The organism is Micromonospora sp. NPDC005299, assembly GCF_042872345.1.
GTDB lineage: Bacteria > Actinomycetota > Actinomycetes > Mycobacteriales > Micromonosporaceae > Micromonospora.
On record NZ_JBIAKG010000004.1, the window covers coordinates 282630 to 309231 of the forward strand.

Here is a 26602-nt window from a genome sequence, read left to right on the forward strand (position 1 = left end):
CGTGACACGTCCGAACTACTCCTCGCCGCCGCGCAGACCGGCCAGGACCTCCTCCAGCTCGTCCGGCTTGACCAGCACGTCGCGGGCCTTGGACCCCTCGGACGGGCCGACCACGCCCCGGGTCTCCATGAGGTCCATCAGCCGGCCCGCCTTGGCGAAGCCGACCCGCAGCTTGCGCTGCAGCATCGAGGTCGAGCCGAACTGCGAGGTGACCACCAGCTCCACCGCCTGCACCAGCAGGTCCAGGTCGTCGCCGATGTCCTCGTCGATCTTCTTCTTGCTGTCCTGCGCGACGGTCAGCACGTCCGGACGGAAGTCCGGCTCGCGCTGGTCCTTGCAGAACTTCACCACGTCGTGGATCTCGCGCTCGGTCACCCAGGCGCCCTGGATGCGGATCGGCTTCGACGCACCCATCGGCAGGAACAGCCCGTCGCCGCGGCCGAGCAGCTTCTCCGCGCCGGGCTGGTCGAGGATGACGCGGGAGTCGGCCAGCGAGGAGGTGGCGAAGGCGAGCCGGGACGGCACGTTCGCCTTGATCAGGCCGGTGACCACGTCGACCGAGGGGCGCTGGGTGGCCAGCACCAGGTGGATGCCGGCGGCCCGGGCCAGCTGGGTGATCCGGACGATGGAGTCCTCCACGTCGCGCGGCGCGACCATCATGAGGTCGGCCAGCTCGTCCACGATCACCAGCAGGTACGGGTAGGGCCGCATCTCCCGCTCGCTGCCCGGCGGCGCCTTGATCTCGCCGTTGCGCACCTTGCGGTTGAAGTCGTCGATGTGCCGGACCCCGTTGGCGGCGAGGTCGTCGTAGCGCATGTCCATCTCGCGGACGACCCAGTCCAGCGAGTCGGCCGCCTTCTTCGGGTTGGTCACGATCGGGGTGACCAGGTGCGGGATGCCCTCGTAGCCGGTCATCTCGACCCGCTTCGGGTCGATCAGCAGCAGCCGTACCTCGTCCGGGGTGGCCCGGGTGAGGACGGACACCAGCAGCGAGTTCAGGCAGGACGACTTGCCCGCGCCGGTGGCGCCGGCGATCAGGATGTGCGGCATCTTGGCCAGATTGGCCACCACGTAGCCGCCCTCAATGTCCTTGCCGAGCGCCACCACCATCGGGTGGTGGTCGCTGGTGGCGGCCCGCGAGCGCAGCACGTCGCCGAGCGCCACGTTCTCCGGGTCGGTGTTGGGGATCTCCACGCCGACCGCGCTCTTGCCCGGGATCGGGCTGAGGATCCGCACGTCCGGGGACTTCACGGCGTAGGCGATGTTGCGGGAGAGCTGGGTGATCCGCTCGACCTTGACGCCCGGCCCCAGCTCGACCTCGTAGCGGGTGACCGTCGGGCCGCGGGTGAAACCGGTGACCGCGGCGTCCACGTCGAACTGCTCGAAGACGCCGGTCAGGGCGGCGATCACCTCGTCGTTGGCCTTGCTCCGGGTCTTCGGGGCGGCCCCGCTGCCCAGCATGTTGGCCGGCGGCAGGGTGTAGTCGCCGGCCAGCCCGGTGAGCGCGAGCTGCTCGGCGCGGGTGGGCAGCGGGGAGTGCTCCGGCGGCTCGACCGGCTTGCGGCTGGCCGGCACCTTCTTGCGCGGCAGCACCAGGGTGTCCTGGAGGTCGACGCCGTCGAGGTCGTCGTCCGGGTCCAGCGGGTCCAGCGGCGGCGGGAGGCGCTTGGCCGCCCGCTTGCGGGCCGGCTTCGCCGCCGCCTCGGGCTCGGCCTCCTCGGCCTCCGGCGGCGGGACCGGGCCGCCGCGCAGCCCGAGCCGCTCCGGGATCTTGTTGATCGGGGTCGCGGTGATGACCAGCAGCCCGAAGACCAGCAGCAGGAGCAGCAGCGGCATGGCCACCCAGGCGGTGACCGCGGACTTGAGCAGGTCGCCCACGCCGGCGCCCACCAGGCCGCCCGCGTAGTCGCGCTGGACCTCGTCGACCGGGTCCTGTCCGATGTGCAGCATGGCCGCCGTGGCGAGCAGCATGGAGCCCCAGCCGACCAGGCCGCGCCCCCGGTGCTCGGGATCGGCCGGGGTGCGCATCAGCCGCCAGGCGCCCACCATGAGCAGCACCGGCAGCACGATGGCGATCGCCCCGACGAAGAGGCGGGCGGTGTCCGCGAGATGCCGGCCCACCGGGCCCGCGCCGCCGGACCAGATGCCCACCGCGCTGAGGATGGCCAGGCCGAACAGGAGCAGCCCGGCGCCGTCGCGGCGGTGCTCCGGGTCCAGCTCGCGGGTGGTGGCGGCCTGCCGGCCGGCGGCCCGGAACGCCCAGCCCACGCTGTGCGCCAGCCCCATCCACACCGCACCCAGCGCGCGGCCGGCGAACGCCGCCGGGCTCGGCCCACGAGCCGGGCGCCGCCGGGCGGTCGCCCGGGTGGCCTTCTTGGCCGGCTGGCGGGCACGGCTGTTCGTGGTTCCGCGCGGCGACGCGCCGCGCCGCCGGCTCGCCTGAGAGGTACGGCCCGCCATAGAGTCACCGTAACGGCGGGACCCGGCAGATCGCCGCTTTTCCGGGTCGTGTCCGCGCGTCGCGGCACGAATCCTCCGCCGTTTGTGTTATTCGCCTCAGAAGGGATGCCCTCATGGCGTCGCCGGAGATCGAGGACGGTCCGGACGGCCCCCTGGCCGGACACCCGCAGGCGCTGCGACCGCTGACCGGCGAGCTGATCGCCGCCGTGCTGGCCAACCGGGGGTACGCGGTGACCGAGGACGCCGACGGCGACCTGGTGGGCCGCTGGGGCGAGAGCCTCATCTGGTTCTTCCGGCGCGGCACGGCCGGGGAGCTGCTCCAGGTGCGCACCGTCGCGGCGCACCGGTTCGGCATCGAGCGGGTGCCCGACCTGCACGCCTTCTGCAACGCCTGGAACCACGACCGGCTCTGGCCCAAGGCGTTCGTGCACGTCGCCGACGACGGGCTGGCCCAGGTCTGCGGCGAGGTGACCACCGACCTGGAACGCGGAGTCACGCCGCACCAGCTCGACCAGCTCATCGACTGCGGCGTCACCACCGGCTGCCAGCTCGCCGCCGCCGTGGCGGACCTGCCCGGCGGGGCGCTCTCATGACCACCTCCCGGGACCGGGGGCTGGCCGACGCGCTCGCCGACGCCCGGGACCTGCCCGACGGCGAGGCCCGCTGCGCCGAGCTGGAACGGATCGCCGCCCGGGCGGACGCCACCGGCGACCCGCGCACCGGGTTGGCGGCGCGGTTCGCGCTGGTCGAGGCGTACCTGCACCTGGGCGAGCGGTGGCGGACCGTCGAGCCGGTACGCCGCTGCGTGGCCGCGGTGGAGCGGCAGCCGGGGCTGCTCGACGGCCGCCCCGGCGAGGCCGAGCGGCTGCGCCGGCACCAGCGGCAGGCCGTCGAGGCGCTCTTCGGCACCCCCCGGGTGGCCCTGGACCAGGCCCGCTCCCTGTTGGACGATCTCGCCGACCGGCTCGGGCCGGACGCCGCCCCGGTGGCCGAGCTGCGCTGCCGGCTCGCCGACCACCTCGGCGACGAGCCGACCGCCCGCCGCGAGTACGACCGCTGGTCCGCCGGCGACGCCTCCGACCCGGTGGCCGGTTGCGCCGGCTGCGCCCCGGCCCGCCGCGCCGAACTGCTGGCCGGCTGGGGCGATCCGGCGGCCGCGCTGGCCGTGCTGGAGCCGGTGCTCGACGGCGAGCCGGGCTGCACCGACCAGCCGGAGCGGGCCCTCGCCGCGGGGCTGCTGCCCTGGCTGCGCACCGGCGAGGCGGCGCGCGCCGCCCGGGCGCACGTCCGGGCGTACCGGCGGCACCGCCGGGAGCGGACGGCTTTCCCGCAGCTCGCCGCACACCTGCGGTTCTGCGCGCTGGGCGGGCACCTGGCCCACGGGCTGGACGTGCTGGCCGAGCAGCTGCCCCGGCTGGACCACCCGGCCGACGACCTGTCCGCGATGGAGTTCGCCGCGGCGGGCGCGCTGCTGTGCGGACTGGCCGTGGAGGCCGGGCTCGGCGGGCGGCGGATCCACCGCCCCGGGCACGGGCCCCGGCCGGCCGGCGAGGTGGACGTGGCGACGCTCGCCGGTCAGCTCCAGGCCCTCGCCACCACGCTGGCCGGCAGCTTCGACGCCCGCAACGGCACCGGCCACCAGTCCGGCCGGATCGCCTCCTGGCTGGCCGAGCGGCCGCTCGCCGAGCCGGTGCCGCTGCCCGCCGAGGACGACGAGATCCCCGGTGACGACCCGGCCGACACCGGGCCGCCCGGCGAGGAGGAGCCGGCCCCGCTGAACCTGCGGATGCTCACCGCCGCCCTCGACGAGCGCGGCGACGTGTACACGGTGGAGCCCGACGGCACCGTGGTGGGGCGCTGGGGCGAGGCGGTGGTCCAGTTCCGCCGGCTCGGGCCGCAGGGTGAGGTCCTGCACGCCCGGGCCGTGGCGCTGCGCCGCCTGCCGGCGACCCGCCGCACCGAGGCGTACGCGTTCTGCAACGCCTGGAACCACGACCGGCTGCTGCCGGCGGCGTACGTGCACGACCCGGGCGACGGGACGCTGCTGCTGGCGGCCGACGTCACCACCGACCTGGCGTACGGGGTGGCCCGGGCGCAGCTCGTCGTACTGGTCACGGCGGCGGTCAGCACCGGGGCCGCGTACGCCGAGGCCGTCGCCGCGCTGCCCTGAGCCCGGACGCGGCGCGGCCCCCGGCCACCGGGCGGTGGTGGACGGGGGCCGCGGTCCGGTGCCGCCGGGGTCGACCCGGCGGCGGCTCAGCGAGCGGAGAACGCCAGGGTGTACTCGCCGGCGCCGGCCAGCCCGACCACCCGGTAGCGGTAGGCGCCGGCCGGGGTGTCGGCGGTCAGCCGGGCGAGCCCGTCGGCGCTGCCGGCGCGGGCCACGGTGCGGAACGCGGTGCCGGTGAAGCGTTGCAGCTCCAGCACCACGCGGGCGCCCGCCGGTGCGGACACGCACGCCTCCTGGGCGCCGCCGGACACCCGGAAGAAGCGACCGTCGGGCTGGACCTGCGCCCGACCGGCGGCGATCCGGCCGGTCCGGCTCACCTCCCCGGTGCAGTCCGTGGCGTCGCCGGCCGGCGGGGTGGCCGGTGCGGTGCTCGCCGGCGGCGCGGTGGCCCCGCCCCCGGCGGGCGGCGCGGAGGGCTGGCCGCCCGCGGTGACCAGCGTCAGGTTGTTGCGCTGGAGGATCTCGTTGACCGGCTGGAAGAAGGTCACCCCGCCCTGCGTGCAGTCGCCGGAGCCGCCGGAGGTGACGCCCTGCGCCTGGTCGCCGGAGAGCCAGGCGCCGCCCGAGTCGCCCGGCTCGGCGCAGACGTTCGTCCGGGTCAGCCCCGTGACCGTCCCCTCCGGATAGTTCACCGTGGCGTTCTTGGCCTGGATCACCCCGCAGCGGGTGCCGGTGGTCGAGCCCGAGCGGCACACCGAGGCGCCGACCGGGGCCTCGGTGGAGCCGTTCACCGGCACCGTGCCGCCGTTGAAGTCGTTCACCACGCCCTGCGGCGTCCACTGGCCGTTGACCTCGACGACGGCCCAGTCGTCGCCGGGGAACGAGGAGGCGGCGAAGGTGCCCTGGGCGACCCGGTTCGCGCCGGCGGTCCGGTCCCCCGGGCGGCCGCAGTGCCCGGCCGTGACGAAGCCGCCGACCACCGAGAAGCCGACCGAGCAGCGGCCGGCGTTGTTGATGAAGTACGCGTCGCCGCCCCGTACGTCGAACAGCGGGCGGGGCGCCTCGTCGGCGGTCTTCACCCGCACCGCGCCGGCGGGCACCCCGCTGGCCTCGGCGAACCGGCGGCCGGCCGCCTCCGCGCCGGGCTGGGCGACCACCACGACCGAGTTGGTGGCCACGTCGACGTACCAGCCGGCGACGTCGGGGGTGGCCTCGCCGCCGGCCGCGTCGAGGCGCGTCTTCACCGCGTCCAGCTCGGCGACCCCGCGGTCGACCCGCTTCGGCACCGCGCCCGCGGCGGTCACCCGGGCCGCCTGCGCGGGATCGGCCACCGCCACGTTCAGCGTCGTCCCGTCGGCGCCGAGCCAGCTACCCCCGTAGTCGGCGCCCAGTTCGCTGCGGAGTTTCGTGACCGTGCCCGACGCCCACCGCTCGGTCCTCAGCCGCCGAACCGCCTGGTCCCGGGTGAGCGACAGGTCGCGGCTCAGCGCGTCCAGCACCTCGGGCGCGACACCGTCGGACGCCACCGGGGCGGTCCGCCGGGTCGGGTTCTCGCCGGCGAACGACGGCAGGGTCACCGCCGCCGCCGTGCCCGCCGCCGCCACCAGTACGCCGATGGCTGTCATCCGTCTGCGGTCCATCCGCCACGCTCCTCCCGGCCGGCGCGGGTACGCCTGCCGGAACGAAGTACGGAGACGGGCGCCGATCGGTTGAACGCGACGGTCACGATCGGCGGAGCGTGGCGGGACGACTCCGGGGCGTACCCGGAAACGACGACGCCGGCCCACCGCGGACGGTGGACCGGCGTGCGGCGCTTGCGGCGGTCAGACCTCGACGACCGTCGGCACGATCATCGGCCGGCGGCGGTACGCGTCGTTGACCCAACGCCCGACGGTGCGCCGGACGATCTGCTGGAGCTGGTGCGGGTCGGTGATGCCGTCCGCGGCGGCCCGGTTCAGCGCCTCGGTGACCAGCGGAACCACCGGGTTGAACGCCGCCGGGTCCTCCGAGAATCCCTTCGCGGAGAGGGTCGGCCCGCCGACCACCTTGCCGGTGACCGAGTCGATCACCACGGTGGTGGCGATGAACCCGCCGTCGCCGAGGATCCGGCGCTCGGTGAGCAGCGACTCGCTGACGTCGCCGACGGCGAGACCGTCGACGTAGACGTACCGGCTCTTCACGTGGCCGACCAGGCTGGCCCGCCCGTCGACCAGGTCGACCACGTCGCCGTCCTCGCAGAGCACCACCCGGTCCGCCTCGACGCCGGACTCGATGCCGAGGCGGGCGTGCGCCCGCAGGTGCCGCCACTCGCCGTGCACCGGCATGAGGTTGCTCGGCCGGGTGACGTTGAGCAGGTAGAGCAGCTCGCCGGCGGGCGCGTGACCGGAGACGTGCACCTTGGCGACGTCCTTGTGGATCACGGTCGCGCCGGCCCGGGCCAGCCGGTTGATCACCCGGTAGACCGAGGTCTCGTTGCCCGGCACCAGCGAGGAGGCGAGCACCACGGTGTCGCCGGGCGCGATGGTGATGTGCCGGTGGTCGCCGCTGGCCATCCGGCCCAGCGCGCTCATCGGCTCACCCTGCGAGCCGGTGGACATCAGCACGATCTGCTCGGGCGGCAGCGCGGTGGCCTCGTCCAGCCCGACCACCAGGCCCGGCGGGATGTTGAGCAGGCCCAGGTCACGGGCGATGCCCATGTTGCGCACCATCGACCGGCCGATCAGCGCCACCTTGCGGCCGTGCTCCACCGCCGAGTCGAAGACCTGCTGCACCCGGTGCACGTGGGAGGCGAACGAGGCGACGATGATCCGGCCGCGCGCCTTGGCGAAGATCGAGTCGAGCACCGGCCCGATCTCCCGCTCCGGGGTCACGAAGCCGGGGATCTCCGCGTTGGTGGAGTCGGAGAGCAGCAGGTCGACGCCTTCGGCCCCGAGCCGGGCGAAGCCGGCCAGGTCGGTGATCCGGCCGTCCAGCGGAAGCTGGTCCATCTTGAAGTCGCCGGTGTGCAGCACCAGGCCGGCGCCGGTGCGGATGGCCACGGCGAGCGCGTCGGGGATCGAGTGGTTCACCGCGAAGAACTCGCACTCGAACGGGCCGAGCCGCTCGCGCCGCCCCTCGGCGACGGTCAGCGTGTACGGCTGGATCCGCCGCTCGGCCAGCTTCGCCTCGACCAGGGCCAGGGTGAACTGCGAGCCGACCAGCGGGATGTCCGGCTTGTGGGCGAGCAGGTACGGCACCGCGCCGATGTGGTCCTCGTGGCCGTGGGTGAGCACGATCGCCTGCACGTCGCCGAGCCGGTCCAGGATCGGACCGAAGTCGGGCAGGATCAAATCCACGCCCGGCTGCTCGACGTCGGGGAAGAGCACCCCGCAGTCGACGATCAGCAGCTTGCCGTCGTACTCGAAGACCGTCATGTTCCGGCCGATGGCGCCGAGTCCGCCGAGCGGGATGATCCGCAGGCCGCCCTCCGGCAGCGGCGGGGGCAGCTCACCCTCGATGTGCGCCTCGGTCACGCGTCACCTCATTCTGCGACGCCGTCGTGCGGCGTCCGTCGTGTCGTTCGATCATTCGGGTAGGGGCAGGCCCGCCGCCGCGCAGTCGGCGCGCAGCTGGGCCAGTTCGTCGCCGGTGGCGTCCACCAGCGGTGGGCGCACCGGGCCGGCCGGCAGGCCCCTGGCCGCCAGGCCCGCCTTCACCAGGATCACGCCCTGGGTCCGGAAGATGCCGGTGAACAGCGGCAGCAGCCGCCGGTGCAGGGCGAGCGCGGTGGCCATGTCGCCCACCTCGTACGCCTCGATCAACTGCTTGGTCGGCACCCCGGTGAAGTGCGTGGAGGTGCCGACCACGCCGACCGAGCCGACCGCCAGGGCGGGCAGCGTCAGCGCGTCCTCGCCGCTGTAGAAGGCCAGGTCGCTGCGGGCCAGCACCCAGGAGGTGGCGGTGAGATCGCCCTTGGCGTCCTTGACCGCCACGATCCGGCCGTGCTCGGCCAGCTTGACCAGGGTGTCCGTGGCGATCGCGGTGCCGGTCCGGTGCGGGATGTCGTACACCATGATCGGCAGCCCGCCGGCGTCCGCGACCGCGGTGAAGTGGCGCAGCAGCCCGGCCTGCGGCGGCTTGTTGTAGTACGGCGTCACCACCAGCAGGCCGTGCGCGCCGGCCTTCTCCGCCTGCGCGGCCAGCTCGATGGTGTGCCGGGTGTCGTTGGTGCCCACACCGGCGACGATCCGGGCCCGGTCGCCGACCGCCTCCACGACGGCGCGGATCAGGGCCTCCTTCTCCGCGTCGGTGGTGGTCGGCGACTCGCCGGTGGTGCCGTTGAGCACCAGCGCGTCGTTGCCCTGCTCGTCCACGAGGTGGCTGGCGAGCCGTACGGCGCCGTCGAGGTCGAGCGACCCGTCGGCGGTGAACGGGGTCACCATGGCCGTGATCAGTCGCCCGAACGGGCGCGACGCGCCCCGGTTCGGGACGGCAGGGAGGTCGTGCGTCATGTTCACAACCTAGCGGACGACCACCGGGCCCCCGGCGGCGAAGGGCGACGACTCACTCGGCGTGCGGAGAGGCCGCCACCTCGGTGCCGTCGGGCAGCGTGGAGATTACGAAGTCGGCGAAGACGTTCGGGGCGACCCCCTGGAGCTGCCGCAGGCACTCCACGGCCAGCTCGCGGATCTCCACGTCGGCGTGCTCGGTGGCGCGCATCTTGACGAAGTGCCGCCAGGCCCGGTAGTTGCCGCTCACCACGATCCGGGTCTCGGTGGCGTTGGGCAGCACCGCCCGGGCCGCCTGCCGCGCCTGCTTGCGGCGCAGCGTCGGGTTGGGCTCGTCGGTGAACCGGGCCTCCAGACCCTCCAGCAGCTCGGTGTACGCCCGGACGGCCGCCTCGCCCGCCTCGACGAACTTCTTGTGCAGCTCCGGGTCCTCGGCGATCACCGCGGGCTCGACCATGGCCGCGTCCCGCTCGGGGACGTAGCGCTGGGACAGCTGCGAGTAGGAGAAGTGCCGGTGCCGGATCAGCTCGTGGGTGAAGGACCGGGACACCCCGCTGAAGTAGAAGCTCACCGAGCCGTGCTCCAGCACGGAGAGGTGCCCCACGTCCAGGATGTGCGCCAGGTAGCCGGCGTTGGTCGCGGTGGCCGGGTTCGGCTTCTTCCAGCTCTGGTAGCAGGCCCGGCCGGCGAACTCCGCGAGCGCCTGACCGCCCTCGGCATCCGTCGACCACGGCACGTCGTCCGGGGCCTGGAACTGGGTCCACGCGATCAGCTTGACCTGGGGCTGCACCATCTCCGGCATTCCTGCGACTGTAGTGGCCCGTGGGCCTCCGGCGAAACTTGGGCGCGCGGACGTGAAACACCGCACCAGCGGCGGGCCGCCCCGGGCGACGGTCAGACGTAGAGCGAGGTGAACGGGGCCCAGGGCAGGTTGCGCGCCACCGAGAAGGCGAGCCAGAGGGCCAGGAAGCCGCCGATCACCTTGGGGTTGATTCGCAGCTCCGGCAGCCGCCAGCCGAACGCCCTGTTCCCCGCCCAGCTCACGAAGAGCCAGGCCAGGAAGGGCAGCGAGAAGACGAAGAGGAAGTGATGCCGGGCGGCGGCGGGGAGGTCGGCGTGCAGCACGTACCAGAGGGCGCGGGTGCCGCCGCAGCCCGGGCAGTCCAGCCCGGTGGTGAGCTTGAGCAGGCAGGTCGGCCGCGCGTCCGGGTCGCTGTGGGTGGGGTCGCTGAGCAGGGCGTAGGCCATGCCCAGGCCGACACAGCCGACCGCCGCGAGGGGGACCGCCCAGCGCGGGGCGCGGGCGTGCAGCCGCAGCACCAGGCGGGTGAACCGGTCCGGCTCGACCGCGGGGTAGGCCACGCCGGCGGGCCAGGCCGCCTGCCCGGCAGCGTGCTCAGCGGGCGGGACCGGGTGCGGGTCGGGCGCGGCGGCCGGCCGGTCAACGCTCGTCACGCGCTCACCGTACACCCGCCACACCCACCAGGGCGGCGGCCAGCGGGGCGGCCAGGTCGCCGGCGGCGGGCGGGGCGACCGCGTCCAGGCCGAGCCAGCCGGCCAGCCGGTAGAGCTCGGCGGCGAGCGCCACCGCGGTCTCCCCCGGGTCGGCGCCCGGCTCGACCCAGGCGGCCGGCACCAGCAGCACCCCGGCCTTCCGGTCGGCCTTGAGGTCGACCCGGGCGGTGAACCGCTCGCCCTGGAGGAAGGGGAGCACGTAGTAGCCGTAGACCCGCTGCGGCGCGGGCACGTAGATCTCGATGCGGTAGGTGAAGTCGAAGAGCCGCTCGGTGCGCGCCCGTTCCCAGACCAGCGGGTCGAACGGGCTGACCAGCGTGTTGCCGCGCACCCAGCGGGGCAGCCGCGCCTGGGCGTGCAGGTAGGCCGGCTGCCGCCAGCCCGCCACGGTGACCGGGGTCAGCTCGCCCGCCTCGACGAGTTCGGCGATCGCCTGCCGGGCGCCGGCCACCGGCAGCCGGAAGTAGTCGCGCAGCTCCGGCTCGGCGGCGACGCCCAGCGAGCGGGCGGCGATCGCCACCAGCGCGCGGTGGGCGTCGGCGTCGCTAGGCGTGGGCGCGTCCAGCACGGCGGACGGCAGCACCCGCTCGGGCAGGTCGTAGCGGCGGGCGAACGAGGTGGTGCGGTCGGCGGCGGTGACCTCGCCGGCCCAGAACAGGAACTCCAGCGCCCGCTTGACCGTGGACCAGTTCCACCCCCAGTTGCCGGTCTCCCGGGGCGCGTCGTGCTCGATCTCGGCGGCGGTGAGCGGGCCCCGGGCAGCCACCTCGTCGCGCACCCAGGCGACCAGCTCGGGCTGCTCCTGGGCGATCCGGCGCATCCCACCCCAGGCCTCGTCGTGGGCCTTGGCCATCCGCCAGCGCAGCGCCGCGTGCAGCCCCACCGGGACCAGCGACGCCTCGTGCGCCCAGTATTCGAACAGGTCGCGGGGGCGCCGGTAGGCGGCCGTGTCGAGCAGGGTGGTGGGGTAGGGCCCGAGCCGGCTGTAGAGCGGCAGGTAGTGCGCGCGTTGCAGGACGTTGACCGAGTCCATCTGGATCAGCCCGACCCGGTCGAGCACCCGGCGCAGGTGCCGGCGGGTGGGCACGCCGGTGGGCCCCGGGTCGGCGAAACCCTGGGCGGCCAGGGCGATCCGGCGGGCCTGGGCGAGGGAGAGCGATTCCGGTACGGCCATCGTCGGTGACCTTATTCCAGCGGTACGACACGGGTGCGGCGGCTGGACCGATCGCCCGGCGCGGAATAGAACGGACGGATGCGCACCATCCGCCGGGAGGAACCGGACGACGCCGAGGCGATCGCCCGGGTGCACATCCGCGGCTGGCAGGCCGGGTACGCCGGGATCATGCCGGCCGAGGTGCTCGACCGGCTGAACCCGCTCGCCTGGGCCCAGCGTCGCCGGGATCTCGGCACGGCCGACCCGGAGCACCCGTTCACCACGCTGGTCACCGAGGTCGACGGCACGATCGAGGGGTTCACCACCTTCGGGCCGTACCGGAACAACCAGGACCGCGGCGACCTCGACCCGGCGTACGGCGAGATCCTGGCGGTCTACCTGGACCCGGCCCGGTGGGGCAGCGGGACCGGTCAGGCACTGCTCACGGCGGCCCGGGCCGGCCTCGCGGAGCGGGGCTTCCCGGAGTACCGGCTCTGGGTGCTCGCCGACAACGCCCGGGCCCGCCGCTTCTACGAGCGGGCCGGGCTGTCAGCGGACGGGGAGGAGTCGACCTACGCGGTGCCGCTGCACGGCGGGCGGGACCCGGTCCGGCTCCGGGAGCTGCGCTACACCGCCCGGCTCGACGGCTGACCCGGCCGGCCCGCCCCGATCGGCGGGACCGCCGCCGGCCGGCGTGGCCCAGCGGCGGATCGGCAGGGCGAGCAGCAGCGCGAGGCTGATCCAGACGTAGGTGTTGCTGCCCAGGAACCCGTCGACGCCGGTGAAGTCCTTCTCCCAGGCCCAGACGATCCGGCTGATGAGGAAGGCGTACCCGATGAGCGCGGCGGCCAGCAGCAGGCGGCGCCGGCGGCTGCGGGCGGGCGCCGCCATGCCGTTGTCGACCAGCAGGATCAGCCCCGGCAGCAGCCAGACCAGGTGGTGCACCCAGGTCACCGGGCTGACCAGGCACATGGTGGCGCCGGTCAGCGCCAGGCCGGTGGCCTCGTCGCCGGTGGCCACCGCGGCCCGGGAACGCCAGCCCCAGACGACCAGGGTGGCGAGGACCAGCGCCAGCCAGGCGACGGTGCTCGGGTGTTCCGGGTGGAGCCGGGCCACCACCCCGCGCAGCGACTGGTTGGAGACGAAGGCCAGCTCGCCCACCCGGTCGGTGTTCCACAGCGCCTCGGTCCAGAACTCCCGGGAGGCGTCGGGGAAGAGCGCGGCGGCCCCCAGGGTCGCCGCGGCCGCCGCGCCGATGGCGGTGAGCGCCGCCCGCCAGCGGCCGGTGACCAGCAGGTAGACGATGAAGATGCCCGGGGTCAGCTTGATCGCGGTGGCCAGCCCGATGCCCACCCCGGCCCACCGGTTGCGCGCCGGCAGCAGCCGGAGCAGGTCCACCGCCACGAGGAACAGCAGCAGCATGTTGACCTGACCGAAGTTGACCGTCTCGCGCATGGGCTCGTACGCGGCGGCCAGGCAGAGCGCCACCGCGAGGACGAACCAGCGGGTCCAGCCGGCGCGGCGGGCGACCGGGTCGAGCAGCCACCAGATCACCACCGCGCTGACCACCACGGTGGCGGCCACGCTGACCGTGATCGCGGCCGGCCACGGCAGGTACGCCATCGGCAGCATGACCAGCGCGGCGAACGGCGGGTAGGTGAAGCCGTACTGCGTGCCGCCCTTGAGGAAGTCGTAGATCTCCCCGCCGTCGTGCACCCAGAAGGTCAGCGCGCCGTAGTAGACCTTGAGGTCGAAGAAGCCGTGCCGCACGGCCGCCACGGACAGGAAGGCGGTCACCGCCCCGGCAAGCGCCACCACGGCGACGACCTGCGCGATCGTCCGCCTGGCACCCTGCGCCACCGTCGCCCTCCTCGCCCTGCGTAGGCTCACGTGCCATGGCTCTCGGGTACGTCCGCCCCGCGCGTCCGGAGGACGCCGGCGAGATCGCACGCCTCCAGCTCGCCACCTGGCGGGCCGCGTACCGCCGGATCCTGCCCCGGCACGTGCTCGACAACCTGGACGAGGCGTACCTCGCCCGGCGGTGGAGCGCCGCGGTGCAGGAGCCGCCCTCGGGCGCGCACCGCGTGCTGGTCGCCGTCGAACAGGCCGAGCAATCGTATCTGGTGGGGTTCGCCGCCTCCGGTCCGGCCGACGCCGAGGCGCTCGCGCCGGGCGAGCCGGCCGAGGCCCTCGCCGACGGCGTGGCGGCCGTGACCGACCTGCTGGTCGAGCCGCGCTGGGGCCGGCGCGGGCACGGCAGCCGGCTGCTCGCCGCCATGGTGGACCACTGGCGGTCCGACGGCTTCGCCCGCGCGGTGGCCTGGACGTTCGACGCCGACGCGGCGACCCGGAAGTTCCTCACCTCGACCGGCTGGGAGCCGGACGGCGCGGGCCGCGCGCTGGACGTGGACGACATGCTGGTCCCCCAGGTCCGCCTGCACGTCGGCGTCCCCGCCGAGCCGACCGCTTCCTGAGTACGCGCTGTCGGGGGTACCGCCTACCGTTGGCGGCATGACGACCGCACCGGCGCCCGCGACCACCGACCTGGAGCCGTTCCGGGTCGAGCTGACCGGCTACGCGTACCGGATGCTCGGCTCGGTGTTCGACGCCGAGGACGCGGTCCAGGAGACCCTGCTGCGGGCGTGGCGCGGCCGGGACGGCTTCGACGGCCGGTCCAGCCTGCGCACCTGGCTCTACCGGATCGCCACCAACGTGTGCCTGGACCTGCTGCGCGGGCGCGGCCGGCGGGCCCTGCCGGTCGACCTGGACGGCCCGGCCGCGCCGGTGGCCGCGTCGCTCGGCTCGCCGGCCGGTGACTGGGTCGAGCCGGTGCCGGACACGGCGGTGCTCCCGGCCGACCCGGCGGAGCTGGCGGTGGCCCGGGAGTCGGTGCGGCTGGCGTTCGTGGCCGCGCTCCAGCACCTGCCGGCCCGGCAGCGCGCCGTGCTGATCCTGCGGGACGTGCTGCGCTGGCGCGCCGACGAGGTCGCCGACCTGCTCGACGCCACGGTGCCGGCGGTCAACAGCGCGCTCCAGCGGGCCCGGGCGACCCTGGCCGGGGTGCGCGCCGAGCGGCGCGTCGGGCCGGATCTCGACCCGGTCGACCGCGACCTGCTCGACCGCTACGTGGACGCCTTCGCCCGCTACGACGTCGACGCCCTGGTGGCGCTGCTGCGCGCGGACGCCGTGCAGAGCATGCCGCCCTACCGCATGTGGCTGCGCGGCGCCGCGGACATCGGCCGCTGGCTGAGCGGGCCGGGCGCCGGCTGCCGGGGCTCCCGACTGGTGCGGGTGGCCGCGAACGGCGCCCCGGCCCTGGCGCAATACCGGGTCGACCCGGCCGGCGGCCACCGGGCCTTCTCGATCACCGTGCTGGAGTGCGCCGAAGGTCGGATCGCCCGGCTCACCCACTTTCTGGAGCCCCGGCTCTTCCCGCGCTTCGGGCTGCCGGCCCGGCTCGATCCGTGACGCGCCGATGAGTTTGCGCCCCGCGCGCCGTCCACCCCTGGTAGGCACGACGGAGGCGGGGCGCACCGCCGGAGTGAGGAGCGGGTCATGTTCAGGGACACGAAGGCGTTCAGCGGGTTCTCGGTGGACGACCCGGACCGCGCGGAGCGGTTCTACACCGACGTCCTGGGGTTGCGGGTGTCCCGGGACGACGCGATGGGCGGGCTGCTGACCCTGCACCTGGCCGGGGACCGGCCGGTGCTGGTCTACCCGAAGCCCGACCACCGGCCGGCCACCTACACGGTGCTCAACTTCCCGGTCCCCGACATCGACCGGGCGGTGGACGAGTTGGTGTCGCGCGGGGTGCGGTTCGAGCGCTACGAGGGCATGCCGCAGGACGACAAGGGCGTCATGCGGGGCAACGGCCCGTCGATCGCCTGGTTCACCGACCCGGCCGGCAACGTGTTCTCGGTGCTCCAGGAGGGCTGAACCGGGGGCGGCGGTCCCGGCACGGGGCGGGACCGCCGGCCAACGGTCAGCCCTTGTCGGCGCCCTCGTTCGCGCCACGCACGAAGTAGCGCTGGAAGATCACGAAGAGCACCGCCACCGGGATGGTGGCGAGCAGCGCGGCGCCCAGCTTGAGCGGATACTGGGTGCCCTTGCCGAGCGACCCGCTGACCAGGTCGGCCAGCCCTCGGGGCAGGGTGAACAGGTGGGGGTCCTGCACCGAGACCAGGCTGTGCGGGAATTCGTTCCAGGAGCCCTGGAACGACAGGATGGTCAGTGTGATCAGCGCCGGCCGGGCCATCGGCAGCACCACCGACCAGAAGGTGCGGAACACGCCGGCGCCGTCGATCCGGGCCGCCTCCTCGACGCTGACCGGCACCGACTCGAAGAACTGCTTCATGATGAAGACCCCGGCCGCGTCGGCGAGCAGCGGCACCACCAGGCCCGCGTAGCTGTCGTAGAGGCCGAGCTGCTTGAGCACCAGGAACTTCGGGATGAGCAGCACCACGCCGGGCACCGCCATCACCGCGATGATCGCGGCGAACAGCCCGGCCCGGCCCCGGAAGCGCAGCCGCGCCAGCGCGTAGCCGGCGAGCGAGTCGAAGAAGACCCGGCCGAGGGTGACCAGCACGGTGACCAGCAGCGAGTTGCCGAGCCACAGCGGGAAGTTGGTGCCCGCGAAGATCCGTTCGACGCCGGCCAGGGTCAGCGGGTCGGGGATCGGCGAGAGCGGGTTCGCCGCCGCGTCCGGCTCGGTCTTGAGCGAGTTGCCGAGCTGGATGACGAACGGGTAGAGGAAGACCAGCCCGAAGGCGATCAGGACCGCGTACCCGAGGATGCGGTTGACCCGGGCGCGCGGCCCGCGGTCGGCGCGGCGCACGACGGGCGCCGCCGGCCGGTCGGTGAGCACGGCCATGTCAGGACCCCTCCGGTACGCGTCGCCGCCACCACCGGGCCCGCCGGGGCTCGTCCCGGTCGGCCATCACCCGGCGCTGGAGCAGGGTGAGCAGGATGATGATCAGGAACAGCACGAACGAGATGGCCGCCCCGGAGCCGTAGTCGAAGTCCCGGAAGGCGGTCCGGTAGGACAGGTACGCCGGGGTGAGCGTGGTCTTGGCCGGGTCACCCTGGCTCATCACGTACACCTGGTCGAAGACCTGCCAGGAGCCGATCAGGCCGAGGGTGAGCACCAGGAAGGTGGTCGGCTTGATCAGCGGCAGGGTGACGTGGCGGAAGCGCTGCCAGCGGGTCGCCCCGTCGAGGGTGCTCGCCTCGTCGAGGGCCACCGGGACGTTCTGCAACGCGGCCAGGAACATCAGCATGAAGGTGCCCGAGGTGGTCCAGATGACCAGGCTGATGATCGAGACCATGGCCACGCTCGGCCCGGAGAGCCAGTCCCACCAGGTCAGCCCGAGCGGGCCGCCGGAGGTGAGCGCGCCGGGCGGGGTGTCCACCCCGACGGCGCCGAACAGCAGGTGCAGCACGCCCCGGGAGTCGGCGAACCACTCCGGCCCGTTGATCCCGAGGAGGCCGAGCAGCTTGTTGACCGCGCCGGAGTTGGCGAACAGGAACAGGAACACCACGCTGATCGCGACCGAGCTGGTGACCGAGGGGAAGTAGAAGGCGCTGCGGAAGAAGCCCTTGCCCTTGAGCATCCGGTTGTTGACCACGAGGGCGAGGCCGAGGGCGAGCGCGGTCTGCACCGGCACGACGATGCCCACGTAGTACATGTTGTTGCGGATGCTGGTCATGAAGTCCCGGCGGTCGAGCCCGTCCTCGGTGAACAGCCGGGTGTAGTTGTCACCGCCCACGAACGGCACGTCGCCGGTGAACGGGCTGCCCTGGCCGTTCCAGTCGGTGAGGCTCACCCAGAGCGCCATCAGGATCGGCAGCAGCAGGAAGAGCCCGAGGATCAGGATCACCGGCGCGACGAAGAGCCAGCCGGCGATGTTCTCGTTGCCGCGGATGCCGCCGCCGCGACGACGTGGCGGCTTCGCCGGCGTGGTCGCCGCGGCGCGCAGCGCTTCGGTTGCCATCTCTTCCCTCCCTTCGGTCGGGGGTGAAAGGAGGGGACCCTTTTCACCCGTCTGTTGACAAGGGCCCCCTCCTTGCACGTCAGCCGCCGAGCGCCGCCTTGGCGTTCTTGTCGAAGTTGGTCAGGATCGTCTTCGGGTCACCGGTGCTCAGCCCCTGGAGGCCCGCCTCCAGGTCGCGCAGGACGCTGTCCATCTTCGGGGCGTTGACCGGGCCCTGGGCGTACGCAACGGCGTCGATGAACGGCTTGTCCGCCGGGAAGGCGCCGGTGTACTGGTCGCGGACGGACTGCCGCGACGGCATGACGCCGAACGCCTTGGCGAAGGTCACCTGCTGGTCGCCCGCGGTCATCGCCTCGACGAACTTGATCGCCTGGTCCTTGAACTTCGACTTGGCGGCGATGCCCCAGCACTGGGTGAAGGAGAGGGTGCCCTGCCCCTTCGGGCCGGCCGGCAGCGGCACGACCTTGTACTTCACGTTCGGGAAGTCGTTCTGCAGGGCGCCCTTGATCCAGTTGCCCTCGATGGTCATCACGGCCTTGCCCTTGCCGAACGCCTCCCCGGACCAGCCGGCGTCGAGCTGCTTCGGGAACTTCGCGTACCCGTTGGTGAGCAGGGACTTGACGTACTGGAGGGCCTGGAGGTTCTCCGGGGTGTCGGCGGTGGGCTGCTTGCCGTCCTTGCTCATCAGCCAGCCGCCGTTCTGCACCATGAAGGCGCCGATCCGGTCGCGGGTGTCGCCGAGGGCGAGCGCCACCATCTTCTTCGCCTTGATCTTCTGGCTGACGGCGGTGAGCTGGTCCCAGGTGGTCGGCACGTCGGCGTCGGTCAGGCCGGCCTTCGCCCACAGGTCGGTGTTGATCTCCAGGGCGAGGGTGGAGAAGTCCTTCGGCGCGCAGTAGAGCTTGCCGTCGTAGGTGAACGTGGTGCGCAGGCCCTCGTAGAAGTCGTCCTTGTTGCTGATCTTGTCGCCGTACGGCTCCAGCGCGCCGACGCTGGCGTAGTCGGCGAAGCGGGTCGCGTCGACATAGAAGACGTCCGGCGGGGTGCCGCCGGCCAGGCCCTGGCCGAGCTGCTGGGTGAGGTCCTGGGCCGGGGTGACGGTGGCGGTGTTGCCGCCGGACGAGGCCCACTTGGCGGCCGCGTCCTGCACCGCCTTGGTCTCGGCCTCGCCGGACGAGCCGATCAGGATCTGCAGGCTGGCCGGGCCGCTGGACTGCTTGGTGTCGCTCGCGGAGTCGTCGAAGCCGCTGCCGCACGCGGCGGAGCCGAACAGGGCGACGGCGGCGAAGCCGGCCACCGCCGCCCGGGTGAGGGTGCGAGGTGTCATCTGACTCTCCTGATGGGGGATGTGGTCACGCCGTGTGCCGGAGCACCAGCGTGGGAGTGAGCAGCACACGGTGGTCGGTGGGCTGGCCGTCGAGCAGAGTGGTGAGCAGGTCGACACAGCGGGCGGCGGCCGCGGACAGTGGCTGGCTGACGCTGCTCAGCCCGACCGCGGCGGCCACCGGGGTGTCGTCGAAGCCGACCACGGCGACCGGTGCGGCCGCGTCGCGCGCGGCCTGGAGCGCGCCGAGGGCGAGCGAGTCGCTGGCGCAGACCACCGCGGTCGGCGGCGCGTCGCGGGCGAGCAGGCGGCGCAACTCCCGCTCGCCCTCGGCGATGCCGTCCTCGCTCTCCCGGCGCAGGCCGGCCACGTCGTGGCCGGCCGCCGTCATGGTGGTACGCCAGCCGGCGCACCGGTCGTCGCCGACGCCGGAGCCGGCCGGCCAGCCGAGGAAGGCGATCCGGTGGTGGCCGGTGTCGAGCAGGTGCCGGGTGACCTGGGCGGTGCCGGCGGCGCCGTCCACGTCGACCCACGGGTGCCCGTCGAGGGCGTCCCAGGGCCGGCCGAAGGTCACGAACGGCACCTCGCGCTCGGCCAGCCACGCGGTGCGCGGGTCGCCATGCTTCGTGCCGGTGAGCACGAACGCGTCCAGGTCGTACGCGCCGAGCAGGTCGTCGTAGGTGGCGATCTCCTGGTCGTCGTCGGGGGCCGTGTAGAGCATGACCCGGTAGCCGGCGGCGTCGGCGGTCTCGGTGAGCCCGTGCAGGAACCGGTCGAGCACCGAGCCGTTGATCCCGTCGCGGGTGGGCTCGATGCGGACGGCGATGAGGCGGGAGCGGCCGGTCCGCATCTGCCGGGCGGCCTGATTGGCCCGGTAGCCGAGCGCGCTGATCGCCTCCTGCACCCGCCGCCGGGTCTCCTCGCGGACGATGTGCGGCGCGTTCAGCACGTTGGAGACCGTCTGCCGGCTCACCTGGGCATGCCGGGCCACCGTCGCGATGGTCACCTTTTCAGCCACTAGATCCCTCTCGCCGCCTTGAACGATCCAACTCCGATGAGGCACGATTAGATCGTTCAAAGTTTCTGGAATGTTTCGCACTTTGGCACCGGCCGGAGCCATCTGTCAAGACGTCGCCGGCCCACCGATCAGCACCGGGAGTTCCCCTTGTCCGAACGCTACCTGCAACCGCTGCTGCACGACCTGGTCGGCGTGGTGCACGCCCCCACCAGCGCGCTGGGCGACGCGGCGGGCCAGATCCGGCCGCACGGCGTCCAGGGCGTGTTCCACGCCGACGCCCGGGTGCTCTCCCGCGCCGAGCTGCGCCTCGACGATCGGGAGCCGGAAGCGCTGACCCGCGGGGCGGCCGGGCCGCACGGCGCCCGCTTCGTCGCCCTGGCCCGCTGGCTCGGTGACCCCACCCCCGACCCGACCGTGCGGGTCGACCGCACCCGGCAGGCCGGCCCGCACGGCGTCACCGAGGAACTCGTCGTCTCGTCCACCGCCGCCGACCCGGTCCGCACCACGGTCAGCGTCGACCTCGGCTGCGACCTCGCCCCGATCGAGCTGGTCAAGTCCGGCGGGAGCGGCGCACCGCTGGAGGCGAAGGCCGGCGAGCCGGGCCGGGTCCAGTGGGCCGCCGAGGGGCTCACCGTGACCGTCACCGGCGAGGCGGCCACCGTCGACACCGCCGGCGACCGGGCCACCGCACCCCGGCTGAGCTGGCCGGTCACGCTCGCCCCCGGCGAGTCCGTGACGCTGCGCTGGCGGCTGGCCGTCACCGACCCGAAGGCGGTGGTGACCGCCGCCCCGCCCGGCCCCGGCTGGTCCGAGCCGGCCGTACGCGCCGACGACCGCCGCCTGGTCCGGCTCCTCGACCGCGCCCTCGCCGACCTGCGCGGGCTGCGCCTGGCCGAGCCGGCCCACCCGGAGGACGTCTTCCTCGGCGCCGGCGTGCCCTGGTTCCTCACCCTCTTCGGCCGGGACAGCCTCTGGGCCGCCCGGATGATGCTGCCGCTCGGCACCGACCTGGCCGCCGGCACGTTGCGCGTGCTGGCCCGCCGGCAGGGCACCCGGGTCGACCCGGCCACCGGCGAGGCCCCCGGCAAGATCCTGCACGAGCTGCGCCGGCACGAGTTCGCCCTGGACGAGGGGCTGCGGCTGCCGCCCGCCTACTACGGCACGGTCGACGCGACCATGCTCTGGATCGGGCTGCTGCACGACGCCTGGCGGTGGGGGCTACCCGCCGACCAGGTCGAACCGCTGCTCCCCCACCTGGAGGCGGCGCTCGGCTGGCTCGACGAGCACGCCGACGCCGACGGCGACGGCTTCGTCGAGTACGCCGACTCCACCGGCCACGGCCTGGCCAACCAGGGCTGGAAGGACTCCGGCGACGCGGTGCGCTTCCGGGACGGCCGGCTGGCCGCGCCACCCATCGTGCTGGCCGAGGTGCAGGGGTACGCGTACCAGGCCGCGGTGAACGGGGCCGACCTGCTCGACGCCTTCGGCCGCCCCGGCGCCGACCGCTGGCGCGGGTACGCCGACCGGCTCGCCACCCGGTTCCGTGCCGCGTTCTGGGTCGACGGCCCGTACGGCCCGCAGCCCGCCCTGGCGCTCGACCGGGACAAGCGCCCGGTGGACTCGCTGACCAGCAACATCGGCCACCTGCTCGGCACCGGACTGCTCTCCGACGCCGAGTCGGCGCAGGTCGCCGCGCTGCTCTCGACCGAGGCCCTGGCCGGCGGCTTCGGGTTGCGGACCATGTCCACCGACGACGCCGGGTTCAGCCCGCTGTCCTACCACTGCGGGTCGATCTGGGCCCATGACACCGCAATCGTGCTCGGCGGGCTGGCCCGGGCCGGCCACCGTGCGGCGGCGCTCCGGCTCGCCGACGGCCTGCTGACGGCCGCCGAGGCGTTCGACTACCGCCTCCCCGAGCTGTACGGCGGGGACGACCGGACGGCGCTCGGCCGGCCGGTGCCGTACCCGGCGGCGTGCCACCCGCAGGCCTGGTCGGCGGCGACCGCCGTGCTGCTCCTCCAGGCCGGCCTCGGCCTCTACCCCGACGTGCCCGCCGGCCGCGTCGACCTCCGTCCCCTGGCCGGCCCCGAACTCGGCGCGCTCGCGGCGGACGGCCTGCGGATCGCCGGCACCCCGGTCACGGTCACGGTCGACCACACCGGCCACCCCACCGTGACCGACCTCCCCAGGTCCCTGACGATCCCCACCCAACGCGGCGCCCCCACGCACTCCCCCGCCTGACCACCCCCGCGGTTGATCATGAAGTTGTTGTCACGACACGCCGTGACCGGTGACAACAACTTCATGATCACCGCGGTGGGCGGGTCAGGCCCGGATGAGTTCGGCGATCAGTTCGTCGTCCTCCGTGGCGCCGGTGGGGTGGAAGCCCAGCGAGCGGTAGAGGGTGGCGGCGGGGGTGTTGTCGGGGTGGTAGGTGAGGCGGACCGGGTGGCCCGCCTCGGCCAGCCAGTCGGTGAGGGTCTTCACGGCGGCGCGGCCGACGCCACGGTCCTGTTCGGCGGCGTCGATCACCATGCCGCCGATCCAGCGGGAGCCGTCGTCGTCCACGCCCCACATGACGTGCCCGACCACCGTCTCGTCCGCGTAGACGGCGAGCGAGGTCCACACGTCCGAGCGCATGGTCAGCACCAGGTAGCGGGCCGCCAGCGCCGGCACGAAGCCGCGCTGGTCGTCGCGGGGAGCGACGTCGGCCACCGCCCGCCAGTTGTCGTCGTCCAGCGGCCGCAGGGTCACCCGGCGGCCGGCGCGGTCACGCAGCCCGGAATCGATCATGGCCGTCAGCCTAGGGCCGGCCCGCCGACCGGGCCATCGCTTTCGCCGGAGCCACAGCACCACCGCACCCCAGCGGCCGACTCACCGACATGATCGACTCCAGCTCACCGCCGAGGTGGCGGTGTCCGACGCCCGCGGACACCGCCACCTCGTCGAGCCGGAGCGACGTGCCGGCAGCCCCGTCAGCCGGCGGACGTGGTCGCGGCGGCGTCCAGGTACGGGCGCGGGTCGCCGGCGCCGAGGTCGGTGACCCCGGCGCTGTGCAGGGCGCCGATGGCCAGGGTGCGGCGCACGGCGGCGAAGGTGATCACGTGGCCGATGGTGCCGCCCAGGGTGTGGCTGGTCGGCGGCGTGCAGGTGGTGTCCACGAAGGTGTCCGCCAGCGTGCCGGCGGAGAGCGTCCGGGCCACGAAGGCCCGCCAGTCGCGGCCGGCGACCGCGTGGCGGGCGGCCAGCCCGGACACCGACCGGTCGCTCTCGTCGGGCCACTCGCCGCCGCGCAGCGCCGAGAGCCAGTGCTCCTCCTGGGTGACCATGGCGTTGATCAGCGAGCGGAGCGTCGGCCGCTCGTCGATGGTCTCCACGGACACGGTGACGGGCTGGTCGAGCACCTCGTCGCCGAGGCTGCCCGCACGCTCGATGATCGCGGTGAGGGTCTGGACGTGGTGGTCGACGAGGTGTTGGAGAACGTTCATCGGAGTCTCCTGACGTGCCGCGGGCAGCCGCAGGCCGCCGGGCGGTTGGAAGTGGACGCCGCTGGGGCAGGACAGCTCCAGCTCGCGGAAGGTCAGCGGCGGGCGCCGCCGGACCGCGGTCGGGGCGATGCCGTACGACCGCTGGAAGGCGCGGGTGAACGCCTCGTGCGAGCCGTATCCGGCCTCGACGGCGATGTCGAGGACGGTCCGGTCGCTGGTGGTGAGCCGGTGCGCGGCGCGCTCCAGGAGCAGGCGGCGGCGCAACGCGCCTGGCGGTTCCCCGGTGGCCGCGGCGACCAGCCGGTCGAAGTGGAACCGGGACAGGTGGGCCCGGGCGGCCAGGTTCGCCGGCCCGGCCTCCGGGTCGTCCAGTGCTTCCTGGAGCCAGTCGAGAAGGCCGGTGAGTCCGTCCGTCTGGGTCATGTGCACAGCCTGCACCCGCCCAGGGCCGCGCCGCTTGATCGCCGTTGCGCACCCGCGCCCTCGGACCGGCCGCCGTCAGGGATACGGCCGGCCGCGGGTACGCCGGGAGTCAGTCGAGCAGGGCGTCCAGGCCCACGGTGAGTCCCGGCCGGCGGCGCACCTCGCGCACCGCCAGCAGCACGCCGGACATGAACGAGGCCCGGTCGTACGAGTCGTGCCGGATGGTCAGCGTCTCGCCGGTGGTGCCGAAGAGCACCTCCTGGTGGGCGACCAGACCGGTGGCGCGGACCGCGTGGACGCGGACCCCGTCGATCTCGGCGCCGCGGGCGCCGGGCACCTCGTCCTTGGTGGCGTCCGGCGTGGGGCCGAGCCCGGCCTCGGCGCGGGCCTGCGCGATGAGCCGGGCCGTGTGGGTGGCGGTGCCGCTGGGCGCGTCCAGCTTGCGCGGGTGGTGCTGCTCGATGATCTCGACCGACTCGAAGTGCCGGGCCGCGCGGGCGGCGAACTGCATCATCAGCACCGCGCCGATGCCGAAGTTGGGGGCGATCACCACCCCGACGCCGGGCCTGCCGGCCAGCCAGCCGCGCACCTGCTCCAGCCGCTGCTCGGTGAACCCGGTGGTGCCGACCACGGCGTTGATGCCATGGTCGATGCACCAGTGCAGGTTGTCCATGACGACATCGGGGGTGGTGAAGTCGACGACCACCTCGGCCCCGGAGGCGGCGGAGAGGCCGTCGCCCTGGTCGACCATCGCCACCAGGTCCAGGTCGCCGGCCGCGTCGACGGCCTTGCAGACCTCCATGCCCATCCGGCCGCGGGCGCCCAGCACGCCGACCCGGACGGCCTCGGCCGGGGTCTTCTCCTGCTCGTCAGTCACGGGGCACAACCTATCCCAATCGGGACGCGGCCACCCTCAGGGACCGGGGACCGGGACGGTCAGCGCGCGGCGAAGGCGGACTCGTCGAACGGGCCCACCACGGCGAGGGACATCGGCCGGGCGAGCAGCTCGGCGGCCAGGCCGTTGACATCGTCCAGGGTGACCGCGTCGACCCGGGTCAGCAGCTCGTCGACCGGCATGAGGTTGCCGTAGAGCAGCTCGCCCTTGGCCAGCCGGCTCATCCGGGAGCCGGTGTCCTCCAGACCGAGGACGAAGGAGCCCTTGCTCATCCCCTTGCCCCGGGCCAGCTCGGCCGCCGTGATCCCCGTGGCGGCCACCCGGGCCAGCTCGGCCCTGGTCAGGTCCAGCACCTCGTCCACCTTGCCCGGCGCGCAGCCGGCGTAGACGGCGAACAGGCCGCTGTCGGCGTACTGGCTGGCGTAGGAGTAGACCGAGTAGGCCAGGCCGCGCTGCTCGCGGATCTCCTGGAACAGCCGGCTGGACATGCCGCCGCCGAGCACGTTGTTGAGCACCCCGAGGGCGAAGCGCCGCTCGTCGGTGCGGTCGATGCCGGGGCAGCCGAGGATGACGTGCGCCTGCTCGGTCTCCTTCGGCTCGACCAGGGTGGCGGCCGGCTTGGTGCGTACCGCCGGGGTGGCCGCCCGGTGCGAGGCCGGCGCGGCCGGGTCGGTGTCCAGCGGGGTGCCGCGCAGCGCCTGCCGGACCAGCTTGACCACGGCGGCGTGGTCGAGGTTGCCGGCGGCGGCGATGACGATCTGCGGCGCCGTGTAGCGGCGGCGGTAGAAGCTCTGGATCTGCCGCCGGGTCATCGGCGTGACCGTCTCCTCGGTGCCGGAGATCAGCCGGCCGAGGGGGTGGTCGCCGTAGACGGCGCTGGCGAAGAGGTCGTGCACCTCGTCGCCGGGCTCGTCGTCGTGCATGGCGATCTCTTCGAGGATGACCCCGCGTTCGGTCTCCACGTCGGGGGCGGCCAGCACCGAGTCGGCGACCAGGTCGCACATGACGTCGATGGCCAGCGGCAGGTCCTCGTCCAGCACGCGGGCGTAGTAGCAGGTGTATTCCTTGGTGGTGAAGGCGTTGGTCTCGCCGCCCACCGCCTCGATCTCCGAGGAGATCTCCAGCGCGCTGCGCTTGTTGGTGCCCTTGAAGAGCAGGTGCTCCAGGAAGTGCGCGGCGCCGGCCTGCGGCCCGGTCTCGTCGCGGGAGCCGACCGCCACCCAGATGCCGAACGAGACGCTGCGCATCGCCGGGATCGCCTCGGTGAGCACACGCAGGCCGCTGGGGAGCACGGTGCGGCGGACGGTGCCGCCCAGCGGGTCGTCGCTGAGCGTCCGGGTGATCGCCCGGGCGGTTCCACCCGCGGGGCGCGCGACCTCGGACGACGTCACCCCCCGTCGAGCCGCCGGGGAGGACGAACGCCGGGTCCGACTCACGAGGAACCTGCTCTCAGTTCGACGAGGGGTGGGTGGTGCGGTGGGTGACGAGCGACGGCTCCGACGGCTCCAGCTCGGCAGGGGCTGACGCCGCACCGGAGCTGGAGCCGTCGCTGGAGCAGTCACCGGCCGGGGGGCGCCCGGGGGGGGGCCCCCCCCCGGGGGGGGTGACCGGTGGCGGGGGGGGGGCCCCCGGCGGCCGGCCCCCCCCCCCCCCCCCCCCCCCCCCCCCCCCCCCCCCCG

23 protein-coding genes are annotated in these 26602 nt (G+C 74.0%); 7 read left to right on the forward strand and 16 right to left on the reverse strand.

Going from position 1 to position 26602, the window contains the following annotated elements; translation table 11 throughout:
• Positions 1–15: 15 nt before the first annotated feature.
• On the reverse strand, positions 16–2460 hold the full coding sequence (locus ACFYPD_RS14410; protein WP_387112918.1) for a DNA translocase FtsK: 2445 nt from the start codon (positions 2458–2460) through the stop codon (positions 16–18).
• 113 nt (positions 2461–2573) lie between these two features.
• Here ACFYPD_RS14410 and ACFYPD_RS14415 point away from each other — a divergent pair, with 113 nt between their 5' ends.
• Entirely contained in the window at positions 2574–3053 is a 480-nt protein-coding gene (locus tag ACFYPD_RS14415; protein ID WP_387112920.1) for a YbjN domain-containing protein, read from the forward strand.
• A complete protein-coding gene (locus ACFYPD_RS14420; RefSeq protein ID WP_387112921.1) occupies positions 3050–4630 on the forward strand; it encodes a YbjN domain-containing protein in 1581 nt (526 codons plus the stop codon). Before ACFYPD_RS14415 ends, ACFYPD_RS14420 begins: the two co-directional genes overlap by 4 nt.
• An 86-nt stretch (positions 4631–4716) precedes the next feature.
• Here the strand turns inward: ACFYPD_RS14420 and ACFYPD_RS14425 are convergent, their stop codons facing one another.
• From ACFYPD_RS14425 to ACFYPD_RS14450, 6 genes are all read right to left on the reverse strand, one after another.
• On the reverse strand, positions 4717–6270 hold the full coding sequence (locus ACFYPD_RS14425) for a S1 family peptidase (RefSeq protein ID WP_387112923.1): 1554 nt from the start codon (positions 6268–6270) through the stop codon (positions 4717–4719).
• A 183-nt stretch (positions 6271–6453) separates the two neighbouring features.
• Complete coding sequence (locus tag ACFYPD_RS14430) at positions 6454–8142, reverse strand: ribonuclease J (RefSeq protein ID WP_151461191.1); 1689 nt, start codon at positions 8140–8142, stop codon at positions 6454–6456.
• Between the two features lie 51 nt (positions 8143–8193).
• Positions 8194–9120: a 4-hydroxy-tetrahydrodipicolinate synthase gene (gene dapA / locus ACFYPD_RS14435; protein WP_387112924.1), complete on the reverse strand. Its 927-nt coding sequence runs from the start codon at positions 9118–9120 to the stop codon at positions 8194–8196.
• 52 nt (positions 9121–9172) lie between these two features.
• Positions 9173–9910 carry an FAD-dependent thymidylate synthase gene (gene thyX, locus ACFYPD_RS14440; RefSeq protein ID WP_387113397.1) on the reverse strand — a complete coding sequence of 246 codons (738 nt, stop codon included), beginning with the start codon at positions 9908–9910 and terminating at the stop codon, positions 9173–9175.
• Between the two features lie 101 nt (positions 9911–10011).
• Positions 10012–10572 carry a DUF2752 domain-containing protein gene (locus ACFYPD_RS14445; protein ID WP_387112926.1) on the reverse strand — a complete coding sequence of 187 codons (561 nt, stop codon included), beginning with the start codon at positions 10570–10572 and terminating at the stop codon, positions 10012–10014.
• Positions 10573–10576: 4 nt separating this feature from the next.
• Positions 10577–11806 carry a winged helix-turn-helix domain-containing protein gene (locus ACFYPD_RS14450; protein WP_387112928.1) on the reverse strand — a complete coding sequence of 410 codons (1230 nt, stop codon included), beginning with the start codon at positions 11804–11806 and terminating at the stop codon, positions 10577–10579.
• Positions 11807–11884: 78 nt separating this feature from the next.
• Between ACFYPD_RS14450 and ACFYPD_RS14455 the strand changes: the two genes are divergently transcribed.
• Positions 11885–12436, forward strand: coding sequence for a GNAT family N-acetyltransferase (locus ACFYPD_RS14455; RefSeq protein WP_387112930.1), 552 nt, complete (start codon positions 11885–11887; stop codon positions 12434–12436).
• Here ACFYPD_RS14455 and ACFYPD_RS14460 read toward each other — a convergent pair.
• Entirely contained in the window at positions 12335–13645 is a 1311-nt protein-coding gene (locus ACFYPD_RS14460; protein ID WP_387112932.1) for a glycosyltransferase family 87 protein, read from the reverse strand. The two genes, ACFYPD_RS14455 and ACFYPD_RS14460, sit on opposite strands and share 102 nt — an antisense overlap.
• 35 nt (positions 13646–13680) lie before the next feature.
• On the opposite strand from ACFYPD_RS14460, the gene ACFYPD_RS14465 reads away from it, so the two are divergent.
• The 3 genes from ACFYPD_RS14465 (at position 13681) to ACFYPD_RS14475 (ending at position 15721) form a co-directional block, all read left to right on the forward strand.
• Positions 13681–14259 (forward strand): GNAT family N-acetyltransferase, encoded by a 579-nt coding sequence (locus ACFYPD_RS14465; protein WP_387112934.1) that lies wholly within the window; start codon positions 13681–13683, stop codon positions 14257–14259.
• Between the two features lie 37 nt (positions 14260–14296).
• Positions 14297–15253, forward strand: coding sequence for a sigma-70 family RNA polymerase sigma factor (locus ACFYPD_RS14470; RefSeq protein WP_387112936.1), 957 nt, complete (start codon positions 14297–14299; stop codon positions 15251–15253).
• 87 nt (positions 15254–15340) lie between these two features.
• Positions 15341–15721, forward strand: coding sequence for a VOC family protein (locus ACFYPD_RS14475; protein WP_387112938.1), 381 nt, complete (start codon positions 15341–15343; stop codon positions 15719–15721).
• Between the two features lie 46 nt (positions 15722–15767).
• On the opposite strand, the gene ACFYPD_RS14480 is transcribed toward ACFYPD_RS14475, so the two are convergent.
• The 4 genes from ACFYPD_RS14480 to ACFYPD_RS14495 form a co-directional block, all read right to left on the reverse strand.
• Entirely contained in the window at positions 15768–16655 is an 888-nt protein-coding gene (locus ACFYPD_RS14480; RefSeq protein ID WP_387112940.1) for a carbohydrate ABC transporter permease, read from the reverse strand.
• Position 16656: 1 nt separating this feature from the next.
• Positions 16657–17775 (reverse strand): carbohydrate ABC transporter permease, encoded by a 1119-nt coding sequence (locus ACFYPD_RS14485; RefSeq protein WP_387112942.1) that lies wholly within the window; start codon positions 17773–17775, stop codon positions 16657–16659.
• Between the two features lie 79 nt (positions 17776–17854).
• Positions 17855–19102, reverse strand: coding sequence for an extracellular solute-binding protein (locus tag ACFYPD_RS14490; RefSeq protein ID WP_387112943.1), 1248 nt, complete (start codon positions 19100–19102; stop codon positions 17855–17857).
• 25 nt (positions 19103–19127) lie between these two features.
• Positions 19128–20105, reverse strand: a complete 978-nt coding sequence (locus ACFYPD_RS14495) for a LacI family DNA-binding transcriptional regulator (RefSeq protein ID WP_387112945.1) — start codon at positions 20103–20105, stop codon at positions 19128–19130.
• Positions 20106–20264: 159 nt separating this feature from the next.
• On the opposite strand from ACFYPD_RS14495, the gene ACFYPD_RS14500 reads away from it, so the two are divergent.
• On the forward strand, positions 20265–22358 hold the full coding sequence (locus ACFYPD_RS14500) for a glycogen debranching N-terminal domain-containing protein (RefSeq protein ID WP_387112947.1): 2094 nt from the start codon (positions 20265–20267) through the stop codon (positions 22356–22358).
• Between the two features lie 84 nt (positions 22359–22442).
• On the opposite strand, the gene ACFYPD_RS14505 is transcribed toward ACFYPD_RS14500, so the two are convergent.
• The 4 genes from ACFYPD_RS14505 to ACFYPD_RS14520 form a co-directional block, all read right to left on the reverse strand.
• Positions 22443–22910: a GNAT family N-acetyltransferase gene (locus tag ACFYPD_RS14505; RefSeq protein WP_387112949.1), complete on the reverse strand. Its 468-nt coding sequence runs from the start codon at positions 22908–22910 to the stop codon at positions 22443–22445.
• A gap of 182 nt (positions 22911–23092) precedes the next feature.
• Positions 23093–24028: a helix-turn-helix domain-containing protein gene (locus tag ACFYPD_RS14510; RefSeq protein WP_387112951.1), complete on the reverse strand. Its 936-nt coding sequence runs from the start codon at positions 24026–24028 to the stop codon at positions 23093–23095.
• A gap of 109 nt (positions 24029–24137) precedes the next feature.
• A complete protein-coding gene (dapB, locus tag ACFYPD_RS14515; protein WP_387112953.1) occupies positions 24138–24905 on the reverse strand; it encodes a 4-hydroxy-tetrahydrodipicolinate reductase in 768 nt (255 codons plus the stop codon).
• 59 nt (positions 24906–24964) lie between these two features.
• The gene (locus tag ACFYPD_RS14520; protein ID WP_387112955.1) at positions 24965–26314 is read right to left on the reverse strand and encodes a M16 family metallopeptidase; all 1350 of its coding nucleotides are present in this window, start codon (positions 26312–26314) and stop codon (positions 24965–24967) included.
• Positions 26315–26602: the final 288 nt, after the last annotated feature.

Excerpts from the sequence above, each read along its gene's own strand:
- ACFYPD_RS14455 (WP_387112930.1), top strand. The coding sequence starts at position 11,885 with ATGCGCACCATCCGCCGGGAGGAACCGGACGACGCCGAGGCGATCGCC.
- ACFYPD_RS14490 (WP_387112943.1), bottom strand. The coding sequence starts at position 19,102 with ATGACACCTCGCACCCTCACCCGGGCGGCGGTGGCCGGCTTCGCCGCC.
- ACFYPD_RS14420 (WP_387112921.1), top strand. The coding sequence starts at position 3,050 with ATGACCACCTCCCGGGACCGGGGGCTGGCCGACGCGCTCGCCGACGCC.
- ACFYPD_RS14470 (WP_387112936.1), top strand. The coding sequence starts at position 14,297 with ATGACGACCGCACCGGCGCCCGCGACCACCGACCTGGAGCCGTTCCGG.
- ACFYPD_RS14485 (WP_387112942.1), bottom strand. The coding sequence starts at position 17,775 with ATGGCAACCGAAGCGCTGCGCGCCGCGGCGACCACGCCGGCGAAGCCG.
- ACFYPD_RS14410 (WP_387112918.1), bottom strand. The coding sequence starts at position 2,460 with ATGGCGGGCCGTACCTCTCAGGCGAGCCGGCGGCGCGGCGCGTCGCCG.
- ACFYPD_RS14505 (WP_387112949.1), bottom strand. The coding sequence starts at position 22,910 with ATGATCGATTCCGGGCTGCGTGACCGCGCCGGCCGCCGGGTGACCCTG.
- ACFYPD_RS14415 (WP_387112920.1), top strand. The coding sequence starts at position 2,574 with ATGGCGTCGCCGGAGATCGAGGACGGTCCGGACGGCCCCCTGGCCGGA.
- ACFYPD_RS14475 (WP_387112938.1), top strand. The coding sequence starts at position 15,341 with ATGTTCAGGGACACGAAGGCGTTCAGCGGGTTCTCGGTGGACGACCCG.
- dapA (WP_387112924.1), bottom strand. The coding sequence starts at position 9,120 with ATGACGCACGACCTCCCTGCCGTCCCGAACCGGGGCGCGTCGCGCCCG.
- ACFYPD_RS14450 (WP_387112928.1), bottom strand. The coding sequence starts at position 11,806 with ATGGCCGTACCGGAATCGCTCTCCCTCGCCCAGGCCCGCCGGATCGCC.
- ACFYPD_RS14510 (WP_387112951.1), bottom strand. The coding sequence starts at position 24,028 with ATGACCCAGACGGACGGACTCACCGGCCTTCTCGACTGGCTCCAGGAA.
- ACFYPD_RS14425 (WP_387112923.1), bottom strand. The coding sequence starts at position 6,270 with ATGGACCGCAGACGGATGACAGCCATCGGCGTACTGGTGGCGGCGGCG.
- thyX (WP_387113397.1), bottom strand. The coding sequence starts at position 9,910 with ATGGTGCAGCCCCAGGTCAAGCTGATCGCGTGGACCCAGTTCCAGGCC.
- ACFYPD_RS14465 (WP_387112934.1), top strand. The coding sequence starts at position 13,681 with ATGGCTCTCGGGTACGTCCGCCCCGCGCGTCCGGAGGACGCCGGCGAG.
- ACFYPD_RS14480 (WP_387112940.1), bottom strand. The coding sequence starts at position 16,655 with ATGGCCGTGCTCACCGACCGGCCGGCGGCGCCCGTCGTGCGCCGCGCC.